This window comes from Chroococcidiopsis sp. CCALA 051 (genome assembly GCF_003015105.1).
Taxonomy (GTDB): Bacteria; Cyanobacteriota; Cyanobacteriia; order Cyanobacteriales; family Chroococcidiopsidaceae; genus Chroococcidiopsis; species Chroococcidiopsis thermalis.
Window position 1 is genome coordinate 1 of the sequence record NZ_PYCI01000024.1, and the last position, 20,601, is coordinate 20,601.

Annotated in this window: 19 protein-coding genes; 3 read left to right on the forward strand and 16 right to left on the reverse strand. The window is 44.5% G+C overall.

Translation table 11 applies throughout. The annotated features are described in order from the left end of the window. Nucleotides 1-81: 81 nt before the first annotated feature. A complete protein-coding gene (locus C7Y66_RS08030; protein ID WP_233222575.1) occupies nt 82-345 on the forward strand; it encodes a bestrophin family ion channel in 264 nt (87 codons plus the stop codon). Here C7Y66_RS08030 and C7Y66_RS08035 read toward each other — a convergent pair. From C7Y66_RS08035 to C7Y66_RS08060, 6 genes are all read right to left on the reverse strand, one after another. Next, nucleotides 323-1,570: a cell wall metabolism sensor histidine kinase WalK gene (locus C7Y66_RS08035; protein ID WP_106545157.1), complete on the reverse strand. Its 1,248-nt coding sequence runs from the start codon at nt 1,568-1,570 to the stop codon at nt 323-325. The genes C7Y66_RS08030 and C7Y66_RS08035 overlap by 23 nt on opposite strands. A 76-nt stretch (nt 1,571-1,646) precedes the next feature. Beyond that, nucleotides 1,647-2,321: a response regulator transcription factor gene (locus tag C7Y66_RS08040; protein WP_106545158.1), complete on the reverse strand. Its 675-nt coding sequence runs from the start codon at nt 2,319-2,321 to the stop codon at nt 1,647-1,649. A gap of 34 nt (nt 2,322-2,355) precedes the next feature. Then, nucleotides 2,356-3,054, reverse strand: coding sequence for a VIT1/CCC1 transporter family protein (locus C7Y66_RS08045; protein ID WP_106545159.1), 699 nt, complete (start codon nt 3,052-3,054; stop codon nt 2,356-2,358). 186 nt (nt 3,055-3,240) lie between these two features. After that, nucleotides 3,241-3,945 carry a manganese catalase family protein gene (locus tag C7Y66_RS08050; RefSeq protein WP_106545160.1) on the reverse strand — a complete coding sequence of 235 codons (705 nt, stop codon included), beginning with the start codon at nt 3,943-3,945 and terminating at the stop codon, nt 3,241-3,243. 52 nt (nt 3,946-3,997) lie between these two features. Beyond that, complete coding sequence (locus tag C7Y66_RS08055; protein ID WP_106545161.1) at nt 3,998-4,729, reverse strand: MIP/aquaporin family protein; 732 nt, start codon at nt 4,727-4,729, stop codon at nt 3,998-4,000. Between the two features lie 399 nt (nt 4,730-5,128). Beyond that, nucleotides 5,129-5,539: a DUF4363 domain-containing protein gene (locus C7Y66_RS08060; protein ID WP_106545162.1), complete on the reverse strand. Its 411-nt coding sequence runs from the start codon at nt 5,537-5,539 to the stop codon at nt 5,129-5,131. A gap of 332 nt (nt 5,540-5,871) precedes the next feature. Here C7Y66_RS08060 and C7Y66_RS08065 point away from each other — a divergent pair, with 332 nt between their 5' ends. Then, entirely contained in the window at nt 5,872-6,153 is a 282-nt protein-coding gene (locus C7Y66_RS08065) for a peptidase (protein WP_106545163.1), read from the forward strand. On the opposite strand, the gene C7Y66_RS08070 is transcribed toward C7Y66_RS08065, so the two are convergent. The 10 genes from C7Y66_RS08070 to C7Y66_RS08115 all read right to left on the reverse strand — a co-directional run bounded on the left by C7Y66_RS08070 (nt 6,150) and on the right by C7Y66_RS08115 (nt 19,049). Beyond that, on the reverse strand, nt 6,150-7,460 hold the full coding sequence (locus C7Y66_RS08070; protein ID WP_146149754.1) for a cell wall metabolism sensor histidine kinase WalK: 1,311 nt from the start codon (nt 7,458-7,460) through the stop codon (nt 6,150-6,152). The two genes, C7Y66_RS08065 and C7Y66_RS08070, sit on opposite strands and share 4 nt — an antisense overlap. Before the next feature lie 18 nt (nt 7,461-7,478). Beyond that, nucleotides 7,479-8,156: a response regulator transcription factor gene (locus tag C7Y66_RS08075; protein ID WP_106545164.1), complete on the reverse strand. Its 678-nt coding sequence runs from the start codon at nt 8,154-8,156 to the stop codon at nt 7,479-7,481. A gap of 68 nt (nt 8,157-8,224) precedes the next feature. Next, nucleotides 8,225-9,616, reverse strand: coding sequence for an MFS transporter (locus tag C7Y66_RS08080; protein WP_106545165.1), 1,392 nt, complete (start codon nt 9,614-9,616; stop codon nt 8,225-8,227). A gap of 22 nt (nt 9,617-9,638) precedes the next feature. Next, entirely contained in the window at nt 9,639-9,902 is a 264-nt protein-coding gene (locus C7Y66_RS08085) for a metal-sensitive transcriptional regulator (RefSeq protein ID WP_106545166.1), read from the reverse strand. Nucleotides 9,903-10,162: 260 nt separating this feature from the next. Further along, nucleotides 10,163-11,491 carry a two-component system sensor histidine kinase RppB gene (rppB, locus tag C7Y66_RS08090; RefSeq protein ID WP_106545167.1) on the reverse strand — a complete coding sequence of 443 codons (1,329 nt, stop codon included), beginning with the start codon at nt 11,489-11,491 and terminating at the stop codon, nt 10,163-10,165. Next, complete coding sequence (gene rppA, locus C7Y66_RS08095; protein WP_106545168.1) at nt 11,478-12,182, reverse strand: two-component system response regulator RppA; 705 nt, start codon at nt 12,180-12,182, stop codon at nt 11,478-11,480. The genes rppB and rppA overlap by 14 nt, the downstream gene beginning before the upstream one ends. Nucleotides 12,183-12,311: 129 nt before the next feature. Further along, nucleotides 12,312-12,806, reverse strand: coding sequence for a hypothetical protein (locus tag C7Y66_RS08100; protein WP_106545169.1), 495 nt, complete (start codon nt 12,804-12,806; stop codon nt 12,312-12,314). Between the two features lie 57 nt (nt 12,807-12,863). Then, nucleotides 12,864-16,004, reverse strand: a complete 3,141-nt coding sequence (locus C7Y66_RS08105) for an efflux RND transporter permease subunit (RefSeq protein ID WP_106545170.1) — start codon at nt 16,002-16,004, stop codon at nt 12,864-12,866. A gap of 297 nt (nt 16,005-16,301) precedes the next feature. Beyond that, entirely contained in the window at nt 16,302-18,071 is a 1,770-nt protein-coding gene (locus tag C7Y66_RS08110) for an efflux RND transporter periplasmic adaptor subunit (protein WP_106545171.1), read from the reverse strand. A gap of 261 nt (nt 18,072-18,332) precedes the next feature. After that, a complete protein-coding gene (locus C7Y66_RS08115; protein ID WP_106545172.1) occupies nt 18,333-19,049 on the reverse strand; it encodes a DUF305 domain-containing protein in 717 nt (238 codons plus the stop codon). A gap of 792 nt (nt 19,050-19,841) precedes the next feature. Here C7Y66_RS08115 and C7Y66_RS08120 point away from each other — a divergent pair. After that, nucleotides 19,842-20,438 (forward strand): DUF305 domain-containing protein, encoded by a 597-nt coding sequence (locus tag C7Y66_RS08120; RefSeq protein ID WP_233222576.1) that lies wholly within the window; start codon nt 19,842-19,844, stop codon nt 20,436-20,438. Nucleotides 20,439-20,601 lie beyond the last annotated feature (163 nt).

Genomic DNA, 20,601 nt, shown 5'->3' on the forward strand with positions numbered 1-20,601 from the left:
TTGATTAAATCTCATCCCAACTACCAAAGTCTACGTTCCTACGGCACTATCGCCGCCTGATTCTGTCCGATGTATTGATTAATGATATATTGTTTGATACTACCTATAGAGCTAGTCGAGAACTTACACTGGTGGACTATCCCAGTAATGGCTTTGATAAGCTTTATATTATTTGGAATTGAAGAGCTTGGTTCCGAACTAGAAAACCCTTTTGGACGCGATCCTAACGATCTACCTCTGGATGAAATTTGTCGTACCATACTCCGTAATGTTGAAGATATCTTGAGAAGTACTAATAACGCGACTCATTTTAACCAAATACCTATAGTACTGAAGTCGCGCTAGTGGGTAGACGCACTGCAAAACAACTGCCAACTTCTACTTGGCTAGTAACAGTAATGAATCCACCGTGATTCTGGGCGATCGCTTGAGCGATCGGCAATCCCAATCCAGAACCACCAGAATTATAAGAACGAGAGCGATCGGCTCGCCAAAATCTGTCAAATACGTGTTTAAGCTGCTCTGGTGCAATCCCTACACCTGTATCTCGTACGTCAATGTACCACTGAGAACTGACGCGGCGATCTTCGATTTCAACTATACCTCCATTTGGCGTATAGTGAACAGCATTCTCAATTAAATTGCCAAATAATCGCCTTAGTTGATCTGGATCGCCTAGCAATTTCAGATTCTTAGTTACTTGTATACTTAGTTTAATTTGTTTGGCTTCAGCTTGAGGTTTATATAACTGCACTAAATTCTCTAAAAGTTCTGTCAAATCGATAATATCTCGATTACGGTGAGGAATTTTATCGTTACGAGCCAAAAATAATAAGTCTTCTGTCAAGCGAGACATTTGATTAGTTGCGCTAGCGATCGCCTGGAACTTCTCTTTATCTGTTTCCCGCATTCCCTCTGAATATTTCAATGCTACTGTTGCATTACTTTTTACTGCCATTAAAGGACTGCGAAGTTCGTGGGAGGCATCAGCCGTAAACTGCTTTAACCTTTGAAAACTCTGCTCGATTGGTTGCATGGCTTGACGAGTTAACCATACTCCACCAATTCCACTCAGAGCCAAAGCGACGAGGATTCCACCGCCTAATCCCCAGTCTAATTTACTTAAAGTTTCATCATATTCTTCCAGAGATTGACTGACTCTTACATACCCAATCAGTTTTCGATCGTCGCTACCAATAATCGGTAAAGTCGTAGCTATAAGGCGATTTTTTCTAGTTTGAAACTGTACTGTTTCTTTTGGAGAAAGTGGTAATGTTACAGTAGCTTTTCCTTGTCGCTCTACCAAACGCCTCTGAGTATCGAACCACTCCAAAGCTTGATTATTGGCAATTAGATCTTGCACGGGAAAGTCGCTTTCAATTTTGATCTGACCGTTTTCATATTCTGCATTAGCGGCAGCACCCTGTCCTAAAGCAATTAGTTTATCTGTAAGCTGATGAGTGAGACTGCGGGTGAAGACAGTCCGCACGGCGATCGCAAATGTTCCTAGTATCGATGCAATAACTACTAGGTAAGACAATAATAAGCGATACCGAATTTTTTCAAACACGAGCAGGTGCGATTCAGTTATGAGTTAATTACCAGAATGTAACAAAGTCCACCTCTGACAATTCTATCAGATTACATTACTTAGCGCAGAGACGATAACCAACTCCGTATACTGTTTCGATGAAATCTTCTGAACTCCCTGCTGTTTTTAGTTTTCGGCGCAAGTTTGTCAAATGAGTTTTTACAGTTTCTTCTCCAGACAATTTATCAAATTCCCACAATTTATCTAGGATTGCCGTGCGAGTTAAAACTTGAGTAGGATTTCTCAAAAAGTATTCTAAAATTGTATATTCTTTAGGTGTTAATGACAGCGTTTTTCCAGCATAAGTAACTTCGCGATTGGCTGGATCGAGTTGCAGCTCGCCGTGACTCAAAATCGGTTGTCTTATTTCTGGACTTCTCCGCGATAAAGCCCTAATTCGCGCCCCCAATTCTTCAAGCTCAAATGGCTTGACTAAATAATCATCAGCACCAGCATCAAGTCCAATTACCTTGTCTGAGGTTGTATCTCTTGCTGTTAACATCAAAATGAAAGCATGACATTTAGCAGCGCGTAAACGCTTGCACAGCGCAATTCCATCTAATCGAGGTAGCATTAAGTCTAGTAAGATAACATCGTAGGCAGTCGATTGGGCGTATTCCCAACCCTCAACCCCATCAGCAGCTAAATCTACAACATGGTGTTGATGCCTCAAATCTTCCGCTAGTGGTTTAGCAATGCGATCGTCATCTTCAACTATTAAAATTTTCATACAGTTGTGTAAGGAGAAAAGTTATTTGACTAATTTACCTAGAAATAAGTTTGGCGATCGAAAAGGCAGCTGCCGCAGCAAGTCCTCCAGTTAGCACAGTTTGGACTGCACTACGCATTGGTTTAGCACCTGTGAAGTGACCTTTGATATAGCCAAATATTACTAGAGCAATGTTAGTAATAATTACTGAAAGTGTCAGTGCCGTTTTGGAATTAGAAATGAAGATAAAAGGACTTAGGGGAACGATCCCTCCAGCAATGTAAGAACCAGCAATGGTGAGGGCGCTCTTTAATGCTCGCCCAGGAGCAGGCTTTTCTATACCCAACTCAAAGCGCATCATGAAATTAACTAGCGCATGAGGATTTCGCAACAACCCCTTGGCAATTAACTTACTTTCTTCTGCTGTCAGCCCATAAGATTGAAATATATCTATGACTTCTCTTACCTCTACTCCTGGCTTTTCTCTCAGTTCTCGTTGTTCGCGCTTTAGCTCTGACGTGTAGTGGTCGGCATCGCTTTTAGCAGCAAGATAACCGCCCAAACCCATCGCGATCGCACCTGCTGCAATCTCGGCTAAACCAGCAGTGACAACTATGCTAGTAGAAGCTACAGTTCCAGACAACCCAGCTGCTAGAGCAAAGGGAACTGTCAATCCGTCCGAGACTCCAATGACAATATCTCGGACAACTTCGCTGGCTGTAAAATGTTCCTCAACGTGTGGTGTTTGGGGCATACTTTGTGTCAGTTGCTAATAGTTAATTGCTGATGGTTCATAATTTATATTCATAATTTATAGTCGATCGCAATTTAACAATTAACCACCTATAATCGACTTTACCTCTTTGATGTAGGTAGTAGGCATAGCCAGTAGATATGCTTCCACTGGCTTCTGGTTTATCTCATACCCTTTAGGCTTTGCCTAGGAACGAGTATTGAGCGGATCGGCAATGTACTTGAACGTTGGCTCCGAGTTCCAAGGACCGCGTTCGTCTACCTGCACTACTCCCTCTTTTCCATAAGAGGACAAGTTGTAGTAAATATCAACTGTCTCATCCGGTTGAATGTTACCAAACATTGGGTCAGTTAGCTTACCCAGAGAATCCAACGCTTTCATGAACATTTGAGTGTGAGAAATTTCTCTTGTCAGCAAATGCACGAGTGTTTTTTTACTTCCTTCATCAGTTGAGAGTTTAATCAACTCTTCGTAAGTCTGAGGCGCTCCAGCTTCAGCCGCAATGTTAGCCCGCAAGTCGCGCACTACGTCACCACCTTCGTTGAGATAGCTAGCAGTCCAAGTATTGCCCTGACTATCTAGAAAATGCGGACCCATACCACGTATGGCAAATAGAGTACTTTTGTAAGCCTCAGTTCGATCGACATTTTTAGTGTGAGCCTCGATCATTTTGCCCACCATTTCTAAATGACCGAATTCTTCGACGGCAATATCCTGAAGCATATCTCGAATACTTGCATCTTCAACGTGAAAAGACTGTACCCAGTATTGCAAAGCCGCAGAAAGCTCTCCTGTTGCGCCACCAAATTGTTCTAGAAGAAGTTGAGCAAAACGCGGATTTGGTTCTCTAATATCTACGCTGTGGATTGTTTCTTTTTTATGAAAGAACATAAATTGCTGTCTCCTGTGAATGATTTTGTAAAGAGGATTTGAAACAAGTCGATTAGTTTAGACGAGACTGAGTTGCAACTTCACTGTTATGGATAGCGCGATTACTCCTATCTGCCAACGTGTAGTGGTATAACAAAGCTGCGGTAGCACCACCTGCCAAGGGACCGATCCAATACAGCCAAAAATACTGGAGTCCACCCCCCATTAAAGCTGGACCGAGATACCGAGCTGGGTTCATAGCAGCGCCACTCAGAGGACCACCAGCCAAGATGTCTAGTGCCACAGTTAATCCGATGAACAAACCGCCGATTCTAGGGGCGCGAGAGTCAATAGCTGTGCCAAAAACAACAAATACCAGGAAGAAGGTCAGAATGAATTCCATGACCAATCCCATAAATGGAGTTTCTCCCTTGCCAAGAGCTGGGGTTCCCATACCTACAGCTTGGAGTGCCTGTAAAGGAATAACCAGTTTGATCAAACTGGCGGCAAAAATGGCTCCCAAACATTGGGAAATAATATATCCCAACGCATTCTTGGGATCGATTTTACCTGTCAGCCAAGCGCCAAAGGTGACGGCCGGATTGAGATGACCGCCGCTCACAGCTGCTGTTGCACTGACCATAACGGCGATTGTCAAACCGTGGGCGAGAGCAATAGCAGTCAGATCCACTGCTGTGCCTGTAATTCCGCCCCGATTGATGTAATTAGTGGCGATCGCACCCACTCCAATAAAGATCAAAGCGAAAGTTCCGACAAATTCAGCTACGAGTGCTTTTGAATTCATCCTCTTTACTCCTTATGAGTCTGCTGAAGGCTACATTTGTAACTCCTGCACCTTAAAAGTAAGATATTAAAGGTAAAGAACTCGGAAAGAGTTTAAGCTATTTTTTAGATAAGAATTAATTCTATTTATTCAGCTAGTTCTTGCAAATAATTACTATTAAAAAAGTTGATTTTCGCTAGATAAGGCTAATTTTTATACTAATATTGCTTATTAGTATAATTGCTACTAGCTAATCGTTTCGCAAAAATTTTAACAATCGATAAAACTAAACATAAAAAAATGTGAGGTAGCTCTACAGACTTAGTAGTTATACCTCACACGAGCATGAGAAACTCAATTATTCAAGTGATTTCAATTCAAGTAGAAGCGAGTGCTAATTGTTCTCGAAGTTTGAAAAAATTACAGTTTGGCAACACTATTGATGTTATTTTCCATAGATTGTAAGTCTGCTAACACATTCTGTTTGTTGGGCTGAGAGCCTTTTAGTTCGCCCGTTACCCGATCCAGGCTATCTTCAATCGCTTTATAGCGATCGCTAGATTTGGCTTTTATGCCATCCTCAACCTGTTTCCAGTTATCTTCAAATTGGCTAAATTCAGTGTTGGCTTTAGAAAAATTCCCTGCTTCAACTGCTACTTTGGTATTAGATACAACGCTTAGCAGACGATCGACACCTGCTCGATCGGTTTGCCCAGTAGCAACAGGACTGGCTGCGGGTGAGGTCTGTATTGTAGGCTGTTGAGCATTAGTGCATCCTGCCAATACCAAAACACTGATGGCAGCAACAATTAGTACTTGATGTCGTTTCACGATCTCAAACTCCGGCAAAAATTTACGCTAACTGGCACAAAACATCGTTACTGCTATGAGTAAAAATGCTGAGGGATACGAAGTACAGCAAAGCAGTTAATGACTTCTCTGCCAACCAACTCCAAGATAAAACTACGAAGGTAAAGAACTCGGAAAGAAAATAGCTCAATCCCGATCTTTCCGAGTTCTTTACTATATTTGTTGTACCTTGAGAAAAAGTCTCCGGCAAAGGGGACTCCTCTCACCCATCGAGTTTTGTCACGCAAAGCTCGATTTTTCCAATCTAAAGAGCAGATAGTATTCTAAAAGTCTATTTTTAACGAGGAGTTGACATGAAACGTGCGTTTCGGAAATATCACCGCATTCTGGCGATCGCGATCTCGATCCCACTGACTGTAACCGTGCTAACTGGGATGATAGTTACAATCGTTCGCGAGTGGTCGATCGCCACAGGATTATCCTCTAGTTTTCTATTGAGCATTCACACGGGTGAAATCTTTCATCTTCAGGCAATCTACCCCATTTTGAATGGCTTAGGACTAATCGGATTGTTAGTAACGGGGTTGAGTATGTCTGGTTTGTTCAACAGCAAAAGGCAAACAAAAAGAAATTAGGCGGCGATCGGTAGACGTACCCCAAAGCAACTACCAACTCCTATTTGGCTGCTGAGGACAATCTCTCCCCCGTGACGTTGAGCAATGGCTTGAGCGATCGCCAATCCCAATCCTGAACCGTCTTCTCTGTACGTCCGCGCCTTATCTGCTCTCCAAAAGCGATGAAAAACTAGTGGAACGTGTTCTGGTGCGATCCCGATTCCAGTGTCCTCAATACTAATAACAACAAACTTACCTTGGCTGACTATAGAAATAGTTACAGTTCCTCCAGGTAGTGTATATTGCAGCGCATTCTCTAGCAGGTTAGAAAATAACCGCCCTAGCTGGAAGGCATCACCTTTAACAAACACTTCTTCTAATGAATCTAACTTGAGAGTAATTTCCTTGGCTTGGGCTTGAGGTGATAAGAAATCTACCAAATCTTCTAGCAGTTCGTTTATTGGGATCGCTCTCCACGTTTCTTGCGTTAAGCTAGTTTCTGTAACGTCTGTCCGTGCGAGAAAGAGTAAATCTTCCACCAAGCAAGTCATTTGTTTAGTCGCACTGGCGATCGCATCCAACTTATCCACATCTGCTGGATGAATTCGCTCTGGATGAGTCATCATCACCTGAGTTGAAGTCTTAATCGCCGCCAGGGGGCTACGCAACTCGTGGGAAGCGTCGGCTGTAAACTGCTTTAACTGCTGATTTAACTGTTTTAACTGCTGAAAACTCAACTGAATCGGTTTTATGGATTGTCGCGTCAGCCACAAACTACCAACACTAGTTAGCGACAGAGCAATTATCCCTGCTACACCCAATCCTAATAGGAGTCTGTCTAGTTCTTCTGCTAATTCTTCAGTGGATTCTAATACGCGAATATAACCTTGGAGTTCCTGCTTAGCTCCACGCTGCTTTTCCTCGTAAACCCGAATCGTGAGCGTGCGAATCTGCCCTTGTTGCGAAATATATGAATTAGCTGCTAAAGGAATGTCTGGAAGTGGCTTTCCTGCTTTACCTAACAACTGACGGTTAGCATCATACCACTCTACACTTTGATGATTTTCGCGTAAATCCTGCCAGGGGATATCGAGATCGCCATCGTCGTCGAACGAGCGGGGCATCTGACGAGAAATGGCGGTGCGATCGGCTCGGAGCTTCGATAAACTGTGAGCGGCTGCATCCGCCAATCCTAGCATTTGGCGGTCTGTTTTTTGATAAAGATTGTAGGCGACAAACTGATATACGGCTACGGTAAATATTCCTAAAATTGTCACCATGACACTTAGGTAGGAAATCAATAGCCGCCAGTGTAAAGCCTGAAACATTAAGTTAGAAACATCTAGTTAGAAAGTTTGTTTGAGCCGATAACCTAAACCGTAAACTGTTTCAATGAAGTTAGCCGCAGCTCCAGCCGCTCGCAATTTTTGCCGTAGGCTCCTGATATGAACCTTAACGGTTTCCTCTGCTGGTGGTTCATCAAACGACCAAAGGCGATCGAGAATTTCGCTCCGATTGAAAGTGCGATGGCTGTGACGCATGAATAATTCTAGTATGCGATACTCTTTTGGTGTTAGATGTAGAAGTTGTCCGTTGTATGTAGCCTCACAGGTATTAGGGTTGAGGCGCAAATGTTCCCACTCTAACACTAGCGGTAAGCTGGAGTTGCCCCGACGTAGATGCGCTCGAATCCGAGCCATCAGCTCTTGTAAATCGAAGGGTTTGACAACATAATCATCTGCCCCTGCATCTAGCCCCATAACCTTATCCGAACTGGTGTCTCTTGCCGTCAGCATGAGAATTGGCATAGAATGCTTGCTCTGACGTAATTTTTGGCAAAGACCGATCCCATCTTGCTTTGGTAGCATGACATCCAAAATCAACAGGTCGTAAGGACAGATTTCTACAAACTCCCAGCCTGCCTGACCGTCTGTAGCAATGTCAACAACGTAATGTTGGTCGGTAAGGGCTTCTGCTAAAGCCTTAGCAAGGCGCTCGTCATCCTCTACCAACAGAATTCTCATAACTGTCTTTTCCGTTGAGTGCGATCGCTTTCTACATTATCTGCTTCTCCAGGCGAGTTCCCACTCCCCTAGTAATGATGACGGTGGTGGAGGTCGATGAGATCGGGATGGCTGTGATACAAGATTGTAGTATGTTCGTGCAGATGCGTATGTGGCTCGCCTGTGAGTATTCCTAGCTCGTGGTCGTGCTGATGGTGTTCGTCGTGTATGTGTTCGTGTTCGTGCCAAGTCGGATAGTGTATGTGTTCGCGATCGCGCAGTTGCGGTGCAACAGTGACTTGGACAACTGCTAACATCGCCAAACTAACTAAGCTACCGTACAGGAATGAGCGATCGCCTAAATGACTGCCCAACCACCCAGCTAGCGGATATGAGATTGCCCACCACAGATGACTCCAAGCAAAGTGCGCCCCATAAACTCTTCCTTGGATAGTCCTGGGGATACGATCTGCAATTAAAGTTTGAGTTGGCAAGTCCACCAAGTTTTGTCCTGCACCTGCCACAGCCCATAGCATCATCAGCACTGCTAAATCTACGAAATTTGCAGGCATTAAAGCTAGGGAAATCGAAACTGCACCGATCGGTATCAGCGATGTTAGTGCTAAACGTCTATTCAGCGCACCTACTACCACAGCCGATATAGCAGCACCAATACCAAAAGCTGCCATCACCCAGCCGTACTGCACTTCTCCTAATTTGAGCGTTCCTTGAACGTAACCGATAGTATTGACGAGAATTTGCGCTCCAGCAATAGAGGCAACTAACTGCATCAGGAGTGCGTAGCGAATTGGCGCATCTACAAACAAACGAGTTGTGCCTGCTTTGATATCTTGCCACGTTCTGCCTGTTGTCCTCACCGATGGTTGGCTAGAATCGACTCTAAGCTGTCCTGGTAAGCTGAAGATTAAAATAGCCGCAACTACAAAGCTCAGAGCATCTAAGAAGAAAATCTGCCTTGCACCGATAAAAGCGGCGACAGCTCCGGCAAAACCTGGACCTAATACGCTTAATAATTGATAAGTGACGCTGGAAAGCGCGATCGCTTGCGGATAGTCATTTTGTCCCGTGACTTGCGGGATTGTCGCCTTATATGTCGGCGTAAAGAAAGCATTGAAGAGGTTAAGCGCAAAAATCAGCAAGTAGACTTGCCACACTGCTGTAACGAACGGTAGTAAGCCAACCAACAGCATTCGCGCTAAATGAGTTGTCACCATAATGCGCTTGCGATCCAAACGATCGGCGATCGCTCCTGCTAGGGGTGACAGTAGGACGAAAGCAGTAACGCGCAGTGTCAGCGCCCCAGATAAGACAACGGCTGAATTCTTCCCCACCAACTCAAAGGCAAGTAGAGCTAAACCTACCCAGGTCAGTGCGTCTCCCAACAAACTGACGGTTTGGGCTGTATAAAGCCGAGCAAATACTGGATTGCGGAGGCAGTGAAATAGCGATAAGGCATTCATTTGTCTTCTTCGCTCGACTTTTTTAACTCAACAAATTCAAAGCTTTGAAAAGATCGGATCGCTCCGATTTAAAATTGTCGCTTGGCATGACATCTGCCAAGCGTTGTTCGGCAAAGTCTTCCAGCAAAATTAAAGCCACTTTTTTGAGTGCCGCTCGTTCTGCCACAATTTGCATAAGTACCTCTGGGCAAGATCTGTCAGCCTCGATCGTTCGTTGAATAGCCTGGACGTGACCTTCAATCCTGGCAAGACGATTGAGGATTTTTTGGTTTTGAGTTCGGGGCATCGGATACCCCCCTGGGGGATATACATACGCACATTTTAGCTCTGCTACCCAGTGTTATTGCAACACCTTGGAGCCGATTGGTGCGGTTGCTTGTTGGCAAATGGTTTTTTCAGAGGCGAACGCCAACTTTTTTTCTTAATCTGAATTCAGTATTTTAGTTTTAAAATCAAGATTAATCTCCACATTCAGCGTTGACTATTGTAAATATCTCAAATGAAAATCAGATGAAATTCTGCTATTCCATGAGCAAGAAATCCTCTTCAGCTATCTGGAAGTGATGTAGTTTCTAAAGGTAATCGAACGCTGAAAGTACTGCCTTTACCCAATTCGCTCTGCACCTCTAAACTACCATCATGTGCTTGAACGATCGCCATCGCGATCGCTAACCCCAACCCAGATCCACCTGATGCTCTAGAGCGATCGCTACTGACACGATAGAAGCGATCGAAAATTCGTTGTTGTTGCTCAGGTGCAATGCCAATACCCGTATCTCGAACCCGAATCAGCGCGTAGTGACCGCTACGCTCTAAAATCACAGTTACGCAACCGCCCGATGGCGTGTATTGGATGGCATTAACCATTAAATTTGTAAATAAACGGTACAGTTGCTCTTCATCCCCAAAGACGCGCAACAAACTTTTTACTTGGATGTCAGATGTCAACGTTACTTCTGCGTCAAGAGCCAAGGATGTTAATTCTTCTACTAAATCGCTGAGAATATCATTCAAGCAACAAAGCTGATGACGTGCTGGTAAAGGTCGCCGCTCCATGCGAGATAGTAAAAGTAGATCGGCAACTAATGTCGTCAATCGTTGATTTTGACGGTTTAAAGTTTGTAAAATATCGTATGCTTCTGCTTGGGACAGATCGGGCGATCGCAGAGCTGATTCGACAGTTGCTCCTAGTGCCGCTAAGGGCGTTCTCAATTCGTGAGCTGCATCCGCTGTAAACTGTTGAACTTGCCTATACGAGCGGTAAATCGGTCGCATTGCTAACCCTGCCAGCCACCAGCTGGCAACTGCCACCATTGCCATAGCGATTGGTAATCCTACTAGCAAAACTAACTTCACGTTAGTTAGGTAATCGTCAACATCTTTGAGACTTCGCCCCATCTGCATATATCCCCAAGGGCGATTGTCCTGAGTGTGTAATGATAAAGATATTTGGTGATATCGATTTCCTCTAGCATCGACAAGAGTTTGCCACGTCGCCTTTCCTGATGCGATCGACAACCCATCTGGTTGAGAACCGAACCCAGCGATAACCCGTCCAGAACGGTCTAAAAACCTGATGTAGTAATCGTCTCGGTGAATGGCTCCGAGAATGTGGCGTTTTTCCAACTGCGACATTTGTGGCAAGAGCTGCTTGGTTGTCTGTTCCAAGCGTCCAGGTTGGATCAAAGTTTTTTCGATAGAATCGTGTAGCGTTCCAGCCACAATCTCTAGCTCTCGATCTAGAGTGCGCCAGTGAGCGTGAATAATTGCTTGGTACATTCCAAAACCAATTAGACCTAAAATGCAGCCCATCACGGCTGCATACCAGGCAACTAATTGCCAGCGAGTCCGAGTAAAAAGTTTATTTTGTTGCATCGGGAATTTTGAGGCGATAGCCCCTGCCAGGAACAGTTTCGATTGCGTCAGTGCTGCCTATGACTGCAAGTTGTCGTCTGAGCAAGCGAATTTGAGCAGCTACTACATTACTAGTCGTATCTGCATTCACTTCCCAAAGCTGATTGCGGATCTGCTCGCTGCTAACAATCTGATTTGGATGTGTCATAAAATACTCTAGTAGCTGAAATTCTTTATTGGTCAGTGATACTAACTGCCGATCGCCACTTTGTTCGAGCAGATAAACACTTCGGCTGGCGTAATCTAAAATTAGATTACCTGCTTGGAGTTTTTGGGGTTGAATCTGAGGCGATCGCCTCTGGAGCGCCCTCACCCTTGCTAGGAGTTCCGCCATGCTAAACGGTTTTACTAGATAGTCATCTGCCCCTGCATCCAAACCTGTCACTCTATCTTCGATACTATCTCTAGCAGTTAGTATTAATACTGGTAACGGGCTGTTTTGCCTCCTCAGCCGCTGGCAAAGATCTATTCCTGACATTCCAGGTAACGACCAGTCAAGGATAGCCAAGGCATACTGCGCGTGCTGGTTTTCTAAATATTCCCAGGCTTCAGTACCATTTAAAACCAGATCGACCACATACTTTTCCTGGTGTAAAGTGCGCTTAATTGCAGATCCTAGATCCGGTTCATCCTCAACTAGTAGTATTCTCATAAAATTAATCCTGACGACGCTATTGCGCGTCAGTCTCTCCTCCGCTTAACTGTCAGTCATCTTATCTATAAAAATAGATTGACTATACCAGTGAAATATGTCCGCAATCGGTAACGCCGTCTGCTCGGATTACTGCTTAAAACTAAAACGTCCGTTTACCTTTTCACCCTTAACGTCAGCGGTAACTTTCATCTGATACTGACCAGTTGCTTTCCCAGGCAGTAAGGTCGTATAGTGTTTCCCGCTGGAATCGTATTTGAAATTTAAGTTTTTTTGCGTTCCGTCAGGTGACTGAATTTGAGCCGTGACTTTAGCGTTAGGAATTGCTTGATGATTGTCTCCTCTTTGTAAGTACAAATCTAAGTGGATTCCATTAGCTTCTTTTTCAGATACTAGCTCTAGATGGTAAGCACCAGCCTCTACAACTTGACCGCCCTTTTTACTTTTACTATCTTTAGATGCACCAGATTTCTCGCTAACTAATTCGTTTCTTGCTACAACTTTCGCAGCTTTTATATTTGAGCTACTGGCGTAACTATTGGCGCGATCGCTATGGCTAAAAGCGCCGAAAAAGAGCAGTCCTGCACTACCTAGAGCGATCGTACCGAAATTAAGTAACTTCATTAATTAACTCCTGACTTAGAATATTTAAAGAGGAAGAAGCTAGCTATATATGTAGGTTTATACAATTGAGCCTCTAGTAGTTTCAATATTTTGTACTGGCATATTCTTTTTGGGCACTAAAAATTTGCCGAATTGAGCATATAAAGCTGGAAGAACTAACAAAGTTAACGCCGTGGAAGTAAATAATCCACCCAAAACCACAATCGCTAAAGGTTGCAAAATTTCCTTACCCGCTCCACTACCAATCACCAGCGGAACCATACCTAATGCTGACGTAAGTGCGGTCATTAAAATAGCTGCCAATCGCTCCATAGAACCCTCAAATAGAACTGCCTTCAACGGCATATCCTGTGCTAACTTGGCGTTGTAGTTTTCAACTAGCAGCAAGCCATTGCGCGTGGCAACTCCAAACAAAGTGATAAATCCCACCATTGAAGCTACAGAAAGGACACCACCACCCAAAGCCACAGAAAAAATGCCTCCTACTAAAGCCAAGGGTAAATTAACCATAATCATCAGCATGGCAGATATGGACTTGACGGCAAAGTACATTAAGACAGCAATGACGACAATAGCCAATGTGCCGAATACTAGTAAGTTTTGGGTAGCCCGTTGCTCGGATTCAAACTGACCGCCGTATTGAATAAAGTAACCCGATGGCAGTTGCACTTGTTGTTTAACATTGGCTCGGATATCTTCAATAACAGAACCTAAATCTCGACCGGAGACATTAGCAGAAACAACAATTAATCGCGACACATTTTCTCGATTGATAGTATTGGGACCAGTACCGTAGTCAATATTAGCAACAGTAGCTAAAGGAATTTTCTGTCCGTTAGGAGTATCGACGAGCAAGTTGCGAATAGTTTCTAAATTATTGCGTTGGCGAAGCCCGCCGAAGGCATCGCTCGGTTTTAACCACACCAACAAATCGAATAACTGTTGCTCTCGCGGCACTTGGGAGACGACTTGCCCGTTTAATGCCGTTTCAATCGTTTCTGATAGTTGACCGACTGAAAGACCGTAACGAGCCGCATCTGGGCGATCGAATTGAATTTGCACCTGTTTAATTGGTACTTGAGGTTCTAGCTGCAAGTCTACAATACCTTTGACATTGCTCATTGCTGTTTGAACTTCAGCACCAATACTGCGTAATTCATCCAGTTCGGAACCAAAAATTTTCACGGCAATCGCACTTCTTACCCCAGATAATACTTCATCCATGCGGTGAGAAATAAAACCACCAATACTAGGAGCAACTCCTGGTAATTTCGCAAATTCTGCTCTGATCTTTTCAATCGTCGCCTCTCGATCTTTCATCCCCTCATCGCTAATTTCTATGTCTACGTGTCCTAAATTGACACCACCCGCATCTGCATCTCCAGGCGCACGTCCAGAGCGTAACTGCACGGACTCAAACCGAGGATCGCCTTTAAGCGCCTCTTGAATTGCCATTCCTGACTTGTTTGTGGCTTCCAAAGAAACACCAGGGTATAGCAACATAGCATTGACGAGCGATCGCTCTTGAAACTCTGGCAAAAACACTCGTCCGAGCGACGGCAAAACGATCGCGGATGCGACAAATAAAGCCACTGCGATCGCCAGAATCACACTAGGAACGCGAATGGAAAATCGGAGCAGCGGACGATACAGCCGTTGAGACCAGCGTGAAATCCAAGTTTCATCCTCTGGTAATCGGCGGTTGGCTAACAAAATGGCACATAAGGCTGGCGAGAGCGTCATTGCTACCAGGGTTGAAGCAAAAATCGATACCAAGTAAGCCACCCCCATTGGGGCAAAAATTCGACCTTCTACTCCAGTCAGCGTAAAAATTGGGGCAAAAACAACAGCGATAATTATCGTGGAGAATAGCACGCTAACGCGCACTTCTACTGATGTGTCATAGACCACTTGGAACGGATGAACTGGATTTCCTGCTAGCTGATTTTTCCGCAACCCTCGGTAGGCATTTTCCATATCTACGATTGAGTCATCCACCACCGAGCCAATTGCCACTGCTAGTCCTCCCAAAGTCATCGTGTTGATGCCTTGTCCAAACCAATTCAAAATTAGCAATCCAATCAATATTGATAAAGGAATAGCGCTGAGAGTAATAACGGCAGTACGCCAATTCATCAAAAACAGCACTAAGATAACGGAAACAATAATGATGCCGTCGCGCAGGGAATCTTCAACATTCTTAATTGCATCGTCGATGAAGTTTTGCTGGCGAAAAGAAACGGTAACTTTAACATCTTGAGGCAGGCTGGGCTTAATGTCTTCAATCGCGGCTTCAATCGCTTTTGTCACGGTCGGAGTATCAGCTTGGGGTTGCTTGTTAACCATCACGACAACCGCTCGCTGACCGTTTAAACTACCATCACCCCGTTGCAAGGCTGCGCCGATTTGCACGTCAGCCACATCACTCAATAGTACGGGCTTGCCATTGCGGGCAGTAACTACTGACTGCTTCAATTCCTCGATTGATGAAATTCGCCCAATCCCCCGAATTAATAATTCTTGGTCTGGGCTAACGAGAAAGCCCCCAGCCGCATTGGTATTCGCTGTTTGTGCTGCTGCGGTGACTTCTGCCAAAGAGACGTTGAAGGCTTTTAACTTAGCAGGGTCAACCAATACTTGATACTGGCGAATGTCTCCCCCATAAGCGATGACTTGAGAAACACCTGGCACTGCCAGCAGACGGTTAGTAATATCGCGATCGACCAGCCGCCTAACTTCCATTAACGGCGTAGTTTCAGCAGTAAATGCATATTGGAGGACTGTGCCAATGGGAGAGCTAGTTGGAGAAATTTGCGGTGGCTCAATGTTCTGAGGCAACTTACTTTGTGCTTGCTGCAATCGTTCTGTCACCAACTGGCGAGCTTGAAATACATTAGTGTCCCAGCTAAAAATTACTTTGACAACAGAAATTCCAACCGCAGAGGACGAGCGTACCGTTGTGACTCCAGGCGTACCATTGATAGCACTTTCAATTGGCAATGTAATTAAAGACTCGGCTTCTTCTGGAGCCAGTCCTGGTGCTTCTGTTTGAATCTCAACCTGGGGCGGCGCAAAGTTAGGAAAAACATCTAAGGGCATTTGCGTTAGGTTGTAAATTCCTAATACAGTGACAATAATTGCACCTAGAACAACCAGCCAGCGTTGAACGATCGACCACTTGAGGATAGAGTTAAGCATTTTCTAAACTTTGAGCGAGAGATAGCTGCTTTCTGAAACTACTCATCCTTACTAGATGAGTCACAATGTTAGCGGTCAGTTACTCTATTCAATTTTCCAAAAGAAGACGAAATTGAAATGAAATCCACTTTGAAAATAGATTTTTTTCACGTTGATTTAATCAAAAATACAATTGTACGCAGCAGCAAAAACTAAAATCGGCAATCGGGAAGAATCTTTTAGCTTGAGTAAAATGCTTCCAATGTAGCAACGAGCGACGCTTTTACCAGGAAAAAGTGGAACCGTTAAAGAATATCTTTACTTCCAATCTCTGACTTCCGACTGCTGGCTCCTTGGATGATGGTTATCGTTCATCGAGGATGATTCTTCACTCGAAATAGATTCTACTCGCTCGGTTGGTTTGGAGGTATGGTAAGTCGATCGAGTAGAACCATTACCATTGGTAGAATACTCATCTGCTTCGTAAGTCAGTCCTGTAGATGCTGGCACGAGCCCAGATTTGGTGCGACGACCAGACCAAATAGCACCTGCTGCGAAAGCAGCAGTACCAATTGCTAATCCCCCTGCTGCTCCTGCCAACCACCAAGGAAATTGCGCTCCTGCTGTTGTAGAGGCAGGGCTTTTTCCTAGGTTACTTGCTTGAGGTGCTTCGGCTTCTCCGTCTGCTGCTGGAGCCTCTTTTCCACCTCCCCGTAAAGACTGTGCGTAAAGTTGGGGCGCGCGTTGGGTAACGATCGCATCCCCCTCAAATAAGCCGCTTTTCACTTCGATCGTGTCTCCAGATGTTTGACCTAGAGTGACTTCAGCTGCTTGGTAAGCATTGCCATTTTGGATGTAAACCAATTGCTTGCCATTAGCTTCCACCACAGCTGAGCTGGGAATTGCCAAGAGTGCGGTCGATGTCCGATCCGTTAGCACCTCTAGTTGGGCAAACATTCCTGGCTTCAGAACTCCGCTAGAATTATCGATCTCGGCTTTGACAGGTACGACCCGCGTTTCACCTTCCACCACCGAGCCAATTACGGCAATGCGTCCGGTGAAAGTGCGATTAGGCATGGAAGCAACCGTGACTTTGACTGACTGACCCTTTTTAACTTTATCTAAATCTTTTTCATAGATGTTAGCTGTAGCATAAACCCGACTGTCGTTCACAATTGTCATCAGCTTGCCACCTGCGTCTTGGAAAGATTGACCGATAGTGACTTCGCGATCGGCAACTCTACCAGAGATGGGAGCCGTAACTGTCACCAGTCCTTGAGCATTGGCTTTTGCACCCAGTTGTTGCAGTCGAGTCTGATATGCAGCATCGCTGAGGTTGAGGCGGGACTGAGCCACTTGCACGGATGACTGAGCGCGTTTGAGATCTGCTTCGGCTGCAATGACATCTCGGCGGCTGTCTGCTGCTGTCAGTTTAGCTTTAGCTTCGGCTAGCTGAGTTTCGGATTCTAGGGCTTGGCGACGGGGAATTGCACCTTTAGTCAATAAAATTTGGTCTTTGTCAGACTTTTCTTGGGCAAAGTCTACTTGGCTTTGTGCCTGGGCGATTTCTGCTGCGGCAATTTGCGAGAAACGCTGATAGTTTTGTTGTGCTAGTCTCAGGTCTGCTTGCGCTTTTTGCAAATCTGCTTGTGCCTCGGCTCGCTTTTCCTGGGAAGTTACGCGCAGTTCTACTAAATCGGGAGTAGAGATAACGGCAACGGGTTGACCCGCTTGCACGGAAGCACCAGGCTGCACTAACAACTGGGCTACTTTAGCTCCTGAAATTGGTGTCGTGACTTCTACTTGCTTGTTGGGCAGAGTTTCAATTTGTCCGGTCGTTTTTAGCCCTACTGCTAATCGCTGTCGCTTAACTGGTTCTACTTTGATTCCCAGCCGCTTGGCAGTCTCGGCATCAATTTGAATCGAGTCAGTTGTTTGAGTTGCCTCGCTTCCTCCTCCTTGAAATTCATCTCCATGTCCGCCGTGAGCTAGCACAGTAACTGGAGCCATCAGGATTGCGAGACTGACGATCGCCCCAGAGATGCGGCGAAGCGGTGCAGACGATCGGGGACGGTATGGTTTGAGCATCACTAGAAATGTCCTTGTGTACCGTAGAAGCAAAGTTTACCGTGTTGGCATCGAGCAGGTTTTTACTTTTTGCCTGAAGCTAACACAGCACTACAACTGCGCTACTGAATATCTAGTTTCTCCTATGCAGATGAAATCTAGATGAAATAGCTGCTGGCAATTAGACAATTGATGAATCACCTTAAGCGCGATCGCCACAAAACTTCTGAGCTAATGATGCAGTGTATGCGTTTTCAGCTCTATACTGCATAACTGACTGGTTTATTGGTTATACCAAGCTTTGCGCCACTGCTTCATTTGAGCGATCTCTTTTTGTTGTGCAGTGATAATATCCTTTGTCAATTGCTTAATTTCCGGTCGCTTTGATTTTTTCAGCGCGTCTTGAGCCATTGTCACCGCACCTTCATGGTGAGGAATCATCGCATTCATAAAACGCAGGTCAAACTTAGAATCAGCTGTCCCTAAATTACCCATCATCATCATGCCCTGCATCTGGTTAGAAGACATTTGCATCATGCGTCCCATTTTAGTGTCATAAGCCATCGGTTTATCTCCTGCTTTGGGATACCAGGCTTGTCGCCACTGTTGCAACTGGTTGATTTCACGATTTTGATCGGCAATGATGCTGCTCGCTAGTTTTTTAATTTGAGGACGCTTCGATTTGAGCTGTGCTTCTTTTGCCATCTGGATTGCACCTTCATGGTGCATTCTCATTGCATCAATGAACCGCAGATCGTAGTTAGCATCGGCTGGACCTAAATCCATTGACATACTGCTACCATGTTGCATCATGCCACTGCCGTGATTCATCATACCGCTTCCATGCTGCATGTTCTGCTTGGCATGAGGATTGGTGTTTGAAGTTTTACTGTCTTTTGCCGAGACACTAGAACCTGTAGCGAGTAAACCACTTGTCACTGAGGCGATCGCCGCCAGAGTTAACGCCAAAAACTTAGTTTTCGCAGAATTAGGTTGCATAAACGACTTTGTACTCATAAATCTATTGCTTAAGAATTTCCTTTCTCAGTGTAAAATCTCTAGTTGGCTGGAGAGTCAACAGTTATGTTTGCCAGCGTAACTGACTGCTAACGCCAGACAAAGGTTTCGCTCGACAGGGCAATTCAAATGCCCTAAATATTAAGTATTGCAAAGCAGGATGAAATTAGGATGAAATTTTTCATTCGCCAATCGCGATCGCACCTCTAGTTCGGCAAAGTCAGGTCAGTGCCCGCGTTAGTGAGAAAAACGAACGATTTGATTCTAAGTATAAAACGCTACTTTTTTATTCTTCATAGCAAAGACTGCATACGGCAATGAAATTGAGATGAAATGCTTGTCTTTCAATAGGAAGAAATTGTGACTCTCACTTCAGAATGATGAATTAGCATTCTTCACGTTTTATGCTGAATTTGCCTCTAGAGATATGCGTTCAGCAAACTAGAATTAACCCAAAAGTTACATGTTATAGCGGGTATTCTATACCTGCTTCAAGGTGAATAGGTTGTTTTAGGTGTCTTGCCTGAAAACTTGATAGGCGGTATTCATTTACCTTGCCAAAAAGCTGTCTTCATAGATTTTGCTTTAACACATTGCTAATCCTATGAGGGAATTGCTTTCAATTTTCGCGTTCTTGACTGCGTTCGAGTTTGAGTGGAGCGTCTAATGTCTGTGTAATTCCAATTACTTACTTGAATCAACACTGTTATGTTTTTTAATAGTAACACACAACAAAACTGGGCTGCTAAATTTACCACCCATCTGTTGGTAGCGATGACACTTACTTTTGGTACGCTCGTTGCTACCAAGATACCAGCTAAGGCAGACGCACCCGCGCCAAGAAATAGACTCACAATAGTAGAAATTCGCCTGCTCAGAGATCTGATTGACGGTCATAACTTTGCAGTTCAGATGGCGCAAGTATGCGTGCAGAAAGCTTCGCGCAATGAATTAAGATCGCTTTGCGAGCAGGTGATTGAAGCCCAGCAACAGGAAATCCAAACAATGCGATCGTGGTTGAATAATTGGTATGGAATTAACTATCAACCCACTGCAAACAATTTTGGCAGAAATGTCGTGAAACAGTTGGAGTCGCTAAATGGTAGCGAGTTCGAGATTGAGTTTATGAAGACATTAACCTCACACCACTGGGGTGCGATCGAGTTCGCTGGAGAGATTATCGATCGCGCCTATCATAATGAATTTATAGAACTTGCCTCGAATGTCGTCATTCAACAAGCAGGTGAGATTACGCAGCTGCGAAGGATGCTTCGAGAAGTTTACGGTATCCAATACAACGGTGCTACTCCAGCAGGGTCATCATCTATGGAGCCTGAGCCATCACTGCTTGCTCCTGGTACATCCCGTTAGAGACTATAGATAGTAATGTAGTGGTGGTAGTATTCAACATCTGTCCATCACTATTTTTCATTTCAAGCAAATCGTTTTTTAGTGCCGAAGATCTAGTTTTTCCCGTAAGACTTGAGATGGATAATTCTTATACATTGTTTTGAAAGTCTTGAACTATCTACAT